This window comes from Pseudomonas sp. NBRC 111127 (assembly GCF_001320345.1).
Classification (GTDB): domain Bacteria; phylum Pseudomonadota; class Gammaproteobacteria; order Pseudomonadales; family Pseudomonadaceae; genus Aquipseudomonas; species Aquipseudomonas juntendi.
On sequence record NZ_BCBD01000068.1, the window covers coordinates 14,522 to 28,654 of the forward strand.

Genomic DNA, 14,133 nt, shown 5'->3' on the forward strand with positions numbered 1-14,133 from the left:
CGGCGCTTGCCATGAACGCAGCCTTGCATCGCGCAGGGCTGCTTCACCCTTCCTGCCATCAGCCCAGGGCGGTGCCATGCACCGCGCAGGCTTGAATTGTCCCCACTCTCCATGTCAGACCGCCCGGTCACGATCCATTAGCGTGTCCCCCAACCTTATTTCCAGGCAAAGCAGGATGCTTACCGATGCACTTCAGCGAACTGATGGCAGCTCTTTCCACCCGTGCAATTCGACTCCAGCGTGAAGACCAGGACCTGATCGTCCTCGGTGACGACGAAACCCTGGACGATCATTTGTGGGAGGCGCTGTCACGGCACAAGCCGGCCTTGCTGGAGATGCTTGCCGAACAGGATGACGACTGGCTCAGCCCGGCCTTTCGCATCACCCCCGACATGCTGCCACTGGTAACCCTGGACCAGGCCGCCATCGACCGCATTGTCGAGCAGGTGCCGGGCGGTGCTGCCAACGTGCAGGACATCTACCCGCTGGCACCGTTGCAGCAGGGCATGCTTTACCACCACCTGGCCGCCAGCGAGGGTGACCCGTACCTGTCGCAGGTGCAACTGCATTTTGCCAGCAAGGAGCACCTGGAGGCCTTTGCCCAGGCGCTGCAATGGGTCATCCAGCGGCACGACATTCTGCGTACTGCCGTGCACTGGGAGTACCTGGACAACCCGGTACAGGTGGTCTGGCGTGAAGCTGCACTGGTCCGCGAGGCCCTCCCACTGGCCGGCAGCCACGCACTGGCCAGCCTGTGCCAGCGCTTCGACCCGCGTCACTACCGGCTCGACCTGCGCCAGGCGCCGTTGATGCAACTGGTGCATGCCCAGGGCGAGGGCGAGCAATGGGTCGCGCTGCTGATGTTCCACCACGTGATCATGGACCACACCGCGCTGGACATCGTGCGCCGCGAACTGCAGGCCCACCTTGCCGGCACCTGTGCGCAGCTACCGCCACCCATGCCGTTTCGCAATGTGCTGGCGGCAGCGCGCCAGGCCCTCGACGAACAGGCCCATGAACGTTTCTTCGGTGAAATGCTGGGTGACATCGATGAGCCCACGCTCGCCTTCGGCCAGCAGGACAAGGTCGACCAGCCCCTGCAGCAGGCACGCCTGACCCTGGCGCCGGCGCTCAGCCAGCGCCTGCGTGCCCAGGCCCGGCAGTTGGGGGTGAGCCCGGCCAGCGTACTGCACCTGGGTTTCGCCCGGTTGATCGGCCAGCTCTCGGCACGCCAGGCCGTGGTGTTCGGCAGCGTGTTGCTGGGCCGCATGACCACCGGAGTTGGCGGCGAGCAGGCGCTGGGTATGTTCATCAATACCTTGCCGCTGCGCATCGACCTGGGCCAGCACAGCGTGCGCGACGGGCTGCTGGCCACCCATCGCCGGCTCAGCGCCTTGCTCGGCCATGAGCAGGCATCGTTGGCGCTGGCCCAGCGTTGCAGCGGCGTGGCCGCACCGGCGCCGCTGTTCAACAGCATGCTCAATTACCGCCACAGTGACGCGGGCGACGCGGCCGAGATCATACCGGTTGCCCCCGGCATCGATATTGTCGGCGCCGAAGAACGTACCGATTATCCGCTGACCGTCAGTGTCGATGACCTGGGTGAGGACCTGCGCCTGACGGTGCAGAGCCTGCCCCAATGGCATGCGCCGCGCCTGTGCGCGCAGTTCGAACAGGTGCTGGCCAGCCTGGTGGAGGCCTTGGAACAGGCACCGGGCACGCCGTTGCAAGCGCTGGCGGTGTTGCCGGCCGAGGAGCGCGAGCAGGTGCTGCAACAGTTCAACGACAGCGCCCGGCACTACCCGCAGGGTAGCACCGTACATGCGCTGGTCGAGGCCCAGGCTGCCCGCCTACCCGACGCGCTGGCGCTGCTGCAGGGCGGCCAGGCGCTGAGTTATGGCGAACTCAATCGCCAGGCCAACCAGCTGGCCCACCAGTTGCGCGCGCGGGGTGTGCAACTGGGTGACCGGGTCGCCTTGTGCCTGCCGCGCAACGCCAGGCGGCTGGTGGGCATGCTTGGCGTGCTCAAGGCCGGTGCGGCCTACGTTCCGATTGACCCGGGTTACCCGGCCGCCCGCATTGCCTACCTGCTCGACGACAGCGCGCCGCTGCTGTTGCTGGCGGAAACCACCGTCGACGGCTTGCCCGGCGCTGTGCCGCGGCTGGACCTGGACCAGGCCGAGGCCTATGCCACCGACGACAGCAACCCCCAGGTGCCGGGGCTGGATGCGCAGCAGCTGGCCTACCTGGTGTACACCTCCGGGTCCACCGGGCAACCCAAAGGGGTGATGGTCGAGCACCATGCCCTGGCCAACCTGGTGCACTGGCATTGCCAGGCGTTTGCCGTGGACAACGCCAGCCAGGCTTCCAGCCTTGCCGGTTTCGGCTTCGATGCCATGGCTTGGGAGGTGTGGCCAAGCCTGAGCGCCGGGGCCACCTTGCACCTGCCACCGGCACACATTGGCAACGAGCATGTCGACGAACTGCTCGACTGGTGGCTGCAGCAGCCGCTGACGGTCAGCTTCCTGCCTACGCCGGTGGCCGAGCAGGCCTTGCGCCGTGAGCATCAGCACCCCACCTTGCGCACCCTGCTGATAGGTGGTGACCGGTTGCGCCAGTTCGACCGCGACCCAGGCTTTGCCGTGGTCAACAACTACGGCCCGACCGAGACTACCGTCGTAGCCACCTCGGGGCTGCTCAGCCCAGGTAATGCACTGCACATCGGCCGACCGACTGCCAACACCCGGCTCTATGTGCTCGACCAGGGCCTGCAACCTGTGCCCGTGGGCGTCGCCGGCGAGCTGTACATCGGCGGTGCGCAAGTGGCGCGTGGCTACTTCAACCGCCCAGCATTGACCGAAGAGCGCTTCCTGGCCGACCCGTTCAGCTCCCAGGCCAATGCTCGCATGTACCGCAGCGGCGACCTGGTGCGCTGGAACAGCGATGGCACCCTTGACTACCTCGGGCGCAACGACGACCAGGTGAAGATCCGCGGCGTGCGGGTCGAACTGGGTGAAGTCGAAGCCGCCCTCGCGGCGCAACCGGGCGTCGACGCGGCCGTGGTGCTGGTCCGCGGCGAACGGCTGCTGGCCTGGTACACCGAAACCACCCCTTTGGACCCGCACACCCTGCGCGAGGCGCTGCGCGCCTGCCTGCCTGCACACATGCTGCCGGTGGCGTTCACCCGCCTGGCCGAACTGCCGTTGACCAGCCACGGCAAGCTTGACCGCCGCGCGCTCCCGGAACCGGCCACTGGCGAACTGTTCGGCCAGCAATACGAGGCGCCGCAAGGCGCTACCGAAACGGCCATGGCGCAGGTCTGGGCCGAGGTGCTGGGTGTCGAGCGGGTGGGGCGGCACGACAACTTCTTCGAACTTGGCGGCCATTCGCTGCTGGCCGTTACGCTGGTCGAGCGGTTGCGTGGCGCAGGGATGGTCATTGATGTACGGGTGCTGTTTGCCCAACCGACCGTGCTGGCGTTGGCTGCTGTCGTGGGGGCCGGTGCGGAAATCGCCGTGCCCGCCAATCGCGTCCCGCCGGGCGCCGAGCGCATCACCCCGGGCATGCTCAGCCTGGTCGAGCTGGAGCAGACGGTCATCGACCAAGTGGTTGCCAGCGTGCCGGGCGGCGCCGCCAACGTGCAGGAAATCTACCCCCTCGCACCACTGCAGCAGGGGGTGCTGTACCACCACTTGAGCGCGGAGCAAGGCGACCCCTACCTGCTGCAGACGCGCCTGGCATTCGACAGCGTGGAGCGCTTGCTGGCCTGGGCCGGGGCGTTGCAACAGGTGATCGACCGCCACGACATCCTGCGCACGGCCGTGCTCTGGCAGGGCCTGCCGCAGCCCCTGCAGGTGGTATGGCGCGAGGCACTGCTGGGTGTTCATGAAGTCGATGACCTGCCCGAGCAGCCCGGCGTGGCTCGTATCGACCAGTTGCACGCGCGCTTCGACGCCCGCCACCACCGCATGGACCTGGGCCAGGCCCCGCTGACCCGCTTGTACTACAGCCTCGACCCGGCCAACCAGCAAGTGGTGGCGGTACTGCTGTTCCATCACCTCACCCTCGACCATACCGCCATGGACGTGGTGGCCCGTGAAATGCGGGCGCTGCTGTTCGGCCAGGGCCACAGCCTGCCGCCGCCGGTGCCGTACCGCAACTATGTGGCCCAGGCCTGCCTGGGCGACCAGGGCGGGCATGAAGCGTTCTTCCGCGACATGCTGGCCGACGTCGAGGAGCCGACCTTGCCGTTAGGCCATGCCGACGTGCAGGGCGACGGCCGTGCTGTGCAGAGTGCCACGCAAGCCCTAGACGCTGGCCTGGCCGGGCGTTTGCGCAGCCAGGCCCGGCAGCTGGGGGTCAGCGCCGCAAGCCTGATGCACCTGGCCTGGGCCCGTGTGCTCGGCGTGCTGGCCAACCGCGACGACGTGGTCTTCGGCACCGTGCTGATGGGCCGCCTGCAAGGGGGCAAGGGCGCCGACCGCGCCTTGGGCATGTTCATCAATACCTTGCCGCTGCGGGTCGACACGCGGCAGCCAGTGGCCAGCGCCGTGCGCGCCGCCCACCGCAGCCTGGCAGCGCTGCTGGCCCATGAGCACGCACCGCTGGCCCTGGCCCAGCGCTGCAGCGGCGTGCCCGCTTCGGCGCCGTTGTTCAGCGCCTTGCTCAATTATCGGCACAGTGCCGACGATGCGCCGCGTGAAGGCGAGGGCATATGGGAGGGGGTGCGGCTGCTGGGTGGCGAAGAGCGCAGCAACTACCCCTTGACCCTCAGCGTCAACGACCTGGGCCAAGGGTTCAGGTTCAGCGTTCTGGCTGTGCCTGGCATTGGCGCGGCGCGGGTGGCGGCCTGGATGTGCAACGCCGTCGCCGAACTGGTCCAGGCCCTGGAGCTCGGCCAGGGCACCCCACTGAACGGCCTGTCCATCCTCGACGAAGACGCCCGTCAGCAGTTGCTCGGCCGCTTCAACGCCACCGCGCAAGCCTTCCCCCCGGCGACCACGGTGCAGGCGTTGATCGAGGCCCAGGCCGCCCGCACGCCAGACGCCAGCGCAGTAAGCCAGGGTGAGGAAACGCTCAGTTACGGCGAGCTGAACCGGCGTGCCAACCAGCTGGCGCACCAGCTGATCGCCATGGGCGTGCAGTGTGGTGACCGCGTTGCACTGTGCCTCGGGCGCCACTGCGAACGCATTGTCGGCCTGTTGGCGGTGCTCAAGGCCGGCGCGGCGTACGTGCCGGTAGACCCGGGGTACCCGGCCGAGCGCATTGCCTACCTGCTGGCCGACAGTGCCCCACGGTTGGTACTGGCCGACACGCAAACCACCGGGCTGCCGACGGCTGTCCCTCGGCTCGACCTGGATTCGCCAGCGGCTTACCACCGCCTCAGCGACAACCCACAAGTACCTGGGCTGGGTGCCCAGCAACTGGCCTACCTGGTCTACACCTCGGGCTCCACCGGCCAACCCAAAGGCGTGATGGTCGAGCACCACACCCTGCTCAACCTCGTGCACTGGCACTGCCAGGCATTTGCCGTGCAGCCCGGTACCCGTACCTCGAGCGTGGCCGGCTTCGGTTTCGACGCCATGGCCTGGGAGGTCTGGCCGGCCTTGTGCGCCGGGGCCACCCTGCACCTGCCGCCGGCAGCGGTCGGCAACGAGCACGTGGAGGAACTGCTGGACTGGTGGCAGCAACAGCCCTTGGCGGTGAGCTTCCTGCCCACCCCGGTGGCCGAGCAGGCATTGCGTCGCCCGGTACAGCACCCGACCCTGCGGACCCTGCTGGTGGGTGGCGACCGCCTGCGCCAGTTCGACCGCGACCCTGGCTTTGCCGTGGTCAACAACTACGGCCCCACCGAAACCACCGTGGTCGCGACTTCGGGGGCCTTGCAGCCCGGTGCGGCGCTGCACATCGGCAAACCCGTCGCCAATACCCGGGTGTATGTGCTGGATGAGCGCCGGCAACCGGTGCCTGCCGGTGTGGTTGGCGAGCTGTACATTGGCGGCGCGCAGGTTGCACGGGGCTATTTCAACCGCCCTGAGCTGACCCAACAGCGCTTCCTGGCCGACCCGTTCAGCCGCCTGCCGGGCGCGCGGATGTACCGAAGCGGTGACCTGGTGCGGTGGAATACCGACGGGACGCTGGACTATCTGGGCCGCAATGACGACCAGGTGAAGGTCCGCGGTGTGCGCGTGGAGCTGGGCGAGATCGAGGCCGCGCTGGCTGCCCAGCCGGGCGTGCGGGATGCGGTGGTGCTGGTCCGCGACGAACGCCTGCTGGCCTGGTTCACCGCAAGCGCCGCTGTGACGGTCGACCACCTGCGCCAGGCCTTGCAAGCCTGCCTGCCGGCCTACATGGTGCCGCAGGCGCTGATGCACCTGGAAACACTGCCGCTCACCCCCCATGGCAAGCTCGACCGCCGCGCGCTGCCCGACCCGGACACTACCGACCTGGTCGGGCACGGCTACGAAGCCCCTGTGGGCGATACCGAAGTCGCCATGGCGGCCATATGGGCGCATGTGCTGGGTGTCGACCGGGTAGGGCGCCACGATAACTTCTTCGAGCTGGGTGGCCACTCGCTGTTGGCGGTGAGCCTGATCGAGCGCTTGCGCCAACAAGGCCTGCCCACCGATGTGCGGGTGCTGTTTGGCCAGCCCACGGTCGCCTCGCTGGCATCTGCCATGGGCCAGAACCGGCAAGTGGCCGTCCCGGAAAACCGTATTGCGCCTGGCTGCACACAGCTCACCCCGGACATGCTGCCGTTGCTGAGCCTGGACCAGGCGTCGCTGGAGCGCATTGTTGCAGCGGTACCTGGCGGCGCCGCCAATGTGCAGGACATCTACCCATTGGCGCCGTTGCAGGAAGGTATTCTCTACCACCACCTGAGTGCGACCGGCGAAGACCCCTACCTGCTGCAATGGCCGATCCGCTTTTACAGCCTGGCCCGCCTGCAAGCCTTTGCCGGCGCCCTGGACAAGGTCATCGCCCGGCACGATGTGCTGCGCACCGCCGTGCTCTGGGACAGCCTTGCACAGCCGGTCCAGGTCGTGCTGCGCACGGTCGCCCCGGTTGCCACAGGCGCGGCCACCCGCACGGCCTTTGACCTGAGCCAGGCCCCGCTGATCCGCCTGCACTATCACGGCGCAGAGGGCCCCATCGAAGCCACCTTGCTGTTCCACCATATCGCCCTCGACCACACCGCCATGAAAGCGGTGCTGGCTGAAATTCGCGACCACTTGCACGGGCTGCAACCCACGCAGGCCCCGGTGCCTTACCGCAACTACGTGGCCCAGGCACGCCTGGCCGTCAGCGAGGCTGACCACGAGGCGTTCTTCCGCGCGCAACTGGCCGATATCGACGAACCTACCTTGCCCTATGGGCTGACCGACTTGCAGCTCCAGGCCAGCCAGTTCGAACAGGCCAGCGTGGCCCTGCAACCGGCTGCGTACCTGCGCCTGCGCAGCCAGGCGCGCCAGCTGGGTGTCAGTGCTGCAAGCCTGTTGCACCTGGCCTGGGCACGGCTGGTGGCGGGCACCAGTGGCAAGTCCAGCGTGGTGTTCGGCACCGTCCTGCTGGGCCGCCTGCAGGGTGGGGCCGGCGCCGATCGCGGCCTTGGCATGTTCATCAACACCTTGCCCCTGCGCCTCGACCTGCAGGGCCTGGATGTGCGCGAAGGGGTGCGCCAGGCCCACCAACGGCTGGCGGCACTGCTGGTGCATGAGCACGCGGCGCTGGCGTTGGCCCAGCGTTGCAGCGGCGTGGCCGCGCCCACACCGCTGTTCAGCGCCATGCTCAACTACCGCCATGGCGCCACGGCCAGCGAGCTGCAGGCACATGAGCAAGCGCTGGAAGGCGTAGAGGTATTACCCCCGCGCGGGCATGGCAACTACCCGATCAGCATGAACATCGATGACCTGGGTGACGGCCTGCGCATCAGTGCGCAGGTCACCGCGCAGGTCGGTGCGCAACGCCTGTGCGAACAGATGCAACAGGTGCTGGTCGGCCTGCTGGACGCGCTGGAGCACGCGCCGGGCACGCCGGTGCAACAGTTGTGCGTGCTCAGCCCGGCGGAGCGCACACAGCTGCTGCAACGCCCTGCGCCACAGCCGCATGACCTTGAGCAGCCGCTGGACCACCTGTTCGAAGCCCAGGTCCGCCGTACCCCCGATGCCGTTGCGCTGGTGGCCGAAGAAGGCGAAATCAGTTACTGCCAGCTCGACGAACAGGCCAACCGCCTGGCCCACCACCTGGTCGGGCTGGGGGCCCAACCCGATGCCAGGGTGGCGATCTGTGTCGAGCGTGGGCTGAACATGGTGGTTGGCCTGCTGGCCATTCTCAAAGCCGGCGCTGCCTATGTGCCGGTCGACCCAGGTTATCCCGCCGAGCGAATTCGCCATATGCTGGCCGACAGCGCACCGCTGGCCGTGCTGGTACACGGCGCCACGCGCGACATCGCCGGCACCCTGGACCTGCCATCGGTCGACCTGGACCAGCCGTGCTGGCAGCAGCAACCGATCAGCAACCCGCGCATCGCCGGGCTGGGCGCCCGGCACTTGGCCTATGTGATCTACACCTCGGGCTCCACGGGCGTGCCCAAGGGGGTTATGGTCGAGCACCGCAACGTGGTCAACCTGGTGCACTGGAGCCGCCGCTTGTGCCCACACGTGGGCGAGGGCGGTGTGGCGCACAAGACCCCGGTCAGCTTCGATGCTTCGGTCTGGGAGCTATTCTGGCCGCTGTGCAGCGGTTTGCGCCTGGTGCTGGCGCGCCCGGATGGCCAGCGCGACCCGGCTTACCTGGTGCAGTGGGTGCAGGCGCAGGCGGTGGCGGTGGTCCAGTTCGTGCCGGCCTTGCTGCAACAGTTCATCGAGCAGCCCGAGAGCCGCCACTGCAACAGCCTGACCGACATCGTGTGTGGCGGCGGTGAGCTGAGCGCAGCGCTGGCGGCCCAGGTGCGCCAGCGCTTGCCGCAGGTGCGCCTGCATAACGTCTACGGCCCTACCGAAACCACGGTGGACTGCAGCGCCTGGACCTTGCAGCCAGATGCCGCGCTCCCTCAAGGCAGCCTGCCCATCGGCCAGGCGATCGACAATACCTGGCTCTGCGTGCTCGACAGCGACGACCAACTGGTGCCGTATGGTGTGGCCGGGCAGCTGCACATTGGCGGCGCCGGGGTAACGCGGGGTTACCTGGGGCTGCCTGAGCAGCAGGCGCAGCGCTTCATCGCCAGCCCGTTCGTCGAAGGTGAGCGCCTGTACCGCAGTGGTGACCTGGTGCGCCTGAACCAGGACGGCCACCTGGTATTCCTTGGCCGTTGCGACGAGCAGATCAAGCTGCGTGGGTTGCGCATCGAGCCGGGCGAGATCGAAGCCTGCCTTGCACAACTCGCCGACGTGCGCGAGGCCGTTGTGCTCGCGGTGGACGACGTGCGCCTGGTCGCCTACTACACGGGTACGGCACAGCCGGTCGATGACCTGCGCCAGGCATTGCTGGCCCGGCTGCCCGAGTATATGGTGCCGGCCCAGTACATCCACCTTGAACAGCTACCCCTGACCCCCAACGGCAAGCTTGACCGCAAGGCACTGCCAGCGGCGGATACGGCCTTGCACGGGCGACCTTACGAGGCCCCTGTGGGCCACACCGAGGCCTTGCTGGCGCGGTTGTGGCGCGAGCTGCTGGGGGTTGAGCAGGTGGGTAGGCACGACAACTTCTTCGAGCTGGGTGGGCACTCGCTGCTGGCCGTGAGCCTGACCGCGCGCTTGCGCCTGGAAGGTTTGCAGGTCGATGTGCGGACCTTGTTCGGCCAGCCGACCATTGCCGCACTGGCCTCCACGCTCGGTGCCGAGCAAGGTGTGGAAGTGCCGGAAAACCGAATTCCATCGGGTTGCACGCAGATCACCCCGCAGCTGCTCAGCCTGATCGACCTCGACCAGCCCGCCATCGACGCTATTGTCGCCAAGGTGCCAGGCGGCGCCGCCAACGTGCAGGACATCTACCCGTTGGCGCCGTTGCAGGAGGGGATTCTCTATCATCACCTGAGTGCCGAGCACGACCCCTACGTGCTGTACTCCAGGCTGCGCTTCGCCAGCCGCGAACGCTTGCAGGCGTTCGCCAGCGCGCTGGACGCGGTCATCGCCCGGCACGATGTGCTGCGCACGGCCATTCTTTGGGAGGGCCTGCCGCAACCGGTACAAGTGGTCTTGCGGGCCGTTGCACCGGTTGCGCAGGCAGGCGGCGACAACAGCCCATCCAGCACTGAATTCGACCTGAGCCAGGCGCCGCTGTTGCGCCTGCTGTACACCGACGCCGACGGCCCGATCGAGGCCACCTTGCAGTTCCACCACATCGTGCTCGACCATACGGCGCTCGACGTGGTTGGCGAAGAGCTCAGTGCCCACCTGCAGGGCGCTGCGGCCCCGGCCCATGCCCCTGTGCCGTACCGCAACTATGTAGCCCAGGCGCGCCTGGGCATCAGCCAGGCCGGGCACGAGGCGTTCTTCCGCGGGCAACTGGCTGATATCGACGAGCCAACCCTGCCGTTCGGCCTGAGTGACGTGCAAGGCGATGGCCGCGACATGCACGAGGCCAAGTTGCCCCTTTCTGCCGACCTGGCCGGCCGCTTGCGCCTCCAGGCGCGGCAGTTGGGCATCAGCGTGGCCAGCCTGTTCCACCTGGCCTGGGCGCGTTTGCTGGCCGCGGCCAGTGGCAAGCCCAGCGTGGTGTTCGGTACCGTGTTGCTGGGGCGTCTACAGGGCGGCGAGGGTGCCGAGCGCGCGCTTGGGATGTTCATCAACACCCTGCCACTGCGCATCGACCTCGCCGGCGTCAGCCTGCGCGAGGCGGCCCATGCCACCCACCAGTCGCTCAGTGGCCTGCTGGCCCACGAGCATGCCTCGCTGGCCCTGGCGCAACGTTGCAGTGGCGTCGCCGCGCCGCTGCCGCTGTTCAGCGCCATCCTCAACTACCGCCACGGTGCCGAGCCCGACACGGCGCAGCGCCAGGGCTGGGACGGCATCGAGGTGCTGCAGGGACAGGAGCGTACCAACTACCCATTGAGCTTGAACGTGGATGACCTGGACGAAGGCTTCCGCCTGGTGGCCATGACCACTGCCGGCGTTGGCGCTGCGCGTATCTGCGGGCAAATGGAGCAGGTGTTGCAGGCCATGGTGCAGGCCCTGGAGCAAGAACCGGCGCTGGCGTTGCAGCGCTTGCCGGTGCTGCAGGCCGAGGAACGCCAGCGGGTGCTGGCCGGGTTCAACGACACGGCCGTCGCCTACGACCTCGGGCAGACCTTGCACGGCCTGATCGAGGCGCAGGTTCGGCGCACCCCCGAGGCGGTGGCGGTCAGGGCCGAGGAGGGCGAGCTGAGCTACGGCCAGCTCAACCAGCAGGCCAACCGCCTGGCGCACCACTTGATCGGCTTGGGGGTAAAACCGGACGATCGCGTGGCCATCTGCGTCGAACGCGGCTTGTCGATGGTGGTGGGGCTGCTGGCCATTCTCAAGGCCGGTGGCGCTTATGTGCCGGTGGACCCGGACTACCCGGCCGAGCGCGTACGGCACATGCTCAGCGACAGCGCGCCAGTGGCGGTGCTGGTGCATGCGGCTACCCGGCACGTCCCGGAAGCGGGTCTGCTCATCGATCTGGACCAGCCGAGCTGGGCTTCTTTGCCGGCGACGAACCCTGTGGTGGCAGGGCTGAATGCCCGGCACCTGGCCTACGTGATCTACACCTCCGGTTCGACCGGGCTGCCGAAAGGCGTGATGAACGAGCACGCGGGTGTCGTCAACCGCCTGCTGTGGATGCAGGACGCTTACGGACTGGGTGCGGCCGACGTGGTGCTGCAGAAAACCCCGTTCAGTTTTGACGTGTCGGTGTGGGAATTCCTCTGGCCGTTGCAGACCGGTGCACGGCTGGTGATGGCCCGCCCCGGTGGGCACCGAGACCCCGAATACCTGCGCGAGGTAATCGCCCGCGAGCACGTCACCACCCTGCATTTCGTCCCCTCGATGCTCGACGTGTTCCTGTCCTCGACAGCCCCTGTCGCCGGGGCTGCTACGCAGGCCCCTGTGGGAGCGGCCTCGTGTCGCGAAAGGGCCGCACAGCGGCCCCAGGATTTCCAAACCGACATCATTACCGCCGGGGCAGCCGCGCAGCCCGATCACAACCCAACGCCGCGCCTACCCTTGATACGTGTGATCTGCTCGGGTGAGGCGTTGCCGGGGAATCTGGTGCGGCGTTTCCACGCTCAGTTGCCAACCGTCGAGCTGCACAACCTCTACGGCCCGACCGAAGCCGCGGTGGATGTCAGCGCCTGGCACTGCACCAGCGCCCCGGACAACACCCCGATCGGCAAACCCATCGCCAACACCACCCTGTACATCCTCGACGACCAGCAGCAACCCGTACCCCAGGGGGTAGCCGGCGAGCTGTACATCGGCGGCGTGCAGGTGGCCCGGGGTTACCTCAACCGCGCCGAACTGACCGCCGAGCGCTTCATCGACGATCCGTTCGTACCCGGCGCACGCCTGTACCGCACCGGTGACCTGGCGCGTCACCTGCCGGACGGCAACATCGAATACCTCGGCCGCAACGACGACCAGGTCAAACTGCGTGGCCTGCGTATCGAACTGGGTGAAATCCAGGCCGGCCTCACGGCCATCGAGGGCGTCAAGGAGGCGGTGGTGCTGGCCCACGACCAGCGCCTGGTTGCCTACTACACTGGCGACGCACAACCGGTGGACACCCTGCGCAGCGCATTGCTCACCCATCTGCCCGAATTCATGGTGCCGGCACAGTTCATGCACCTGCAGGCCCTGCCGCTGAGCCCCAACGGCAAGCTTGACCGCAAGGCTCTGCCAGCCCCCGGCCCCCTCCAGGACCGCCCGTTCGAGGCCCCGCAAGGCGACACCGAACACCTGCTGGCGGCCCTGTGGGCCGAGCTGCTGGGCGTAGAGCGGGTAGGGCGGTATGACAACTTCTTCGAACTGGGCGGGCACTCGCTGTTGGCCGTCAGCCTGACCGCGCGCCTGCGTGCCCAAGGCCTGCACGCCGATATCCGCGTGTTGTTCGGCCAACCGACCCTGGCTGCGCTCGCCGCGGCGCTGGGCGCTGACACACGCGTGGCGGTGCCGGCCAACCGTATTGTCCCGGGGACCACGGCGATCACCCCGGCCATGCTGCCGCTGGCCGACCTGTCGCAGGCGGCCATCGACACCCTGGTCGCGCAGGTGCCCGGCGGTATCCAGAACATTCAGGACATCTACGGCCTGGCGCCGTTGCAGCAGGGCATTCTCTACCACCACCTGGCCAGCGACGGCGCCGACCCGTATGTGTTGCAAGCGCGCTTCGCCTTCCCTGGCCAAGCCGAACTGGACGCTTTTGCCGCCGCCCTCGACCAGGTCATTGCCCGCCACGACATCTTGCGCACCAGCATTCACTGGCAAACCCTGGAAGAACCGGTGCAAGTGGTCTGGCATACGGTGCCGTCGCTTGCCGCCAGCATGCACTGCGCACCCGCCTGCACGGGTATCGGCCTTGGCCAGGCCCCGCTGGTGCGGCTGTTGCCCGAGCAGACCGACACGGGCCTGCAAGCCACGTTGCTGATCCACCACATCATCCTTGACCACGCCGCCGTCGAGCAGTTGGTGGCGGAAATCACGGCTGTGCTGCAGGGCCGCCCGCTCGGCGAGGCCAGCGTGCCTTACCGCAATTATGTGGCCCAGGCACGCCTGGGCGCCGATCCCCAAGCCGATGAAGCATTGTTCCGCGAACTGCTGGGCGACATCGATGAGCCCACCCTGGTCTACGGCCTGCACGATGCGCACGGTGACACCCGTGACGTACACGACAGCCGCCTGACCGTGGATGCCGCACTGTGCGGGCGCTTGCGCGAGCAGGCGCGGCACTTGGGCGTGAGCGTCGCCAGCCTGATGCACCAGGCCTGGGCGCAAGTACTGGCGCAGTTGTCCGGCCGCGAAGAGGTGGTGTTCGGCACGGTGCTGCTGGGCCGCCTGCAGGGCGGCGAAGGTGCCGAACGGGCGCTGGGTATGTTCATCAACACCTTGCCCCTGCGCGTCAGCGTCGGTGCCGCAGGCACTGCCGAGGGCGTGCGCCTTACCCACCAGCGCCTGGCGC

At 67.8% G+C, this 14,133-nt stretch carries 1 protein-coding gene; it reads left to right on the plus strand.

Going from position 1 to position 14,133, the window contains the following annotated elements:
• Window positions 1-185: 185 nt before the first annotated feature.
• Window positions 186-14,133: non-ribosomal peptide synthetase (locus tag APH30_RS14245; RefSeq protein ID WP_156326469.1), on the plus strand; the 13,948-nt coding region annotated here is incomplete at its 3' end.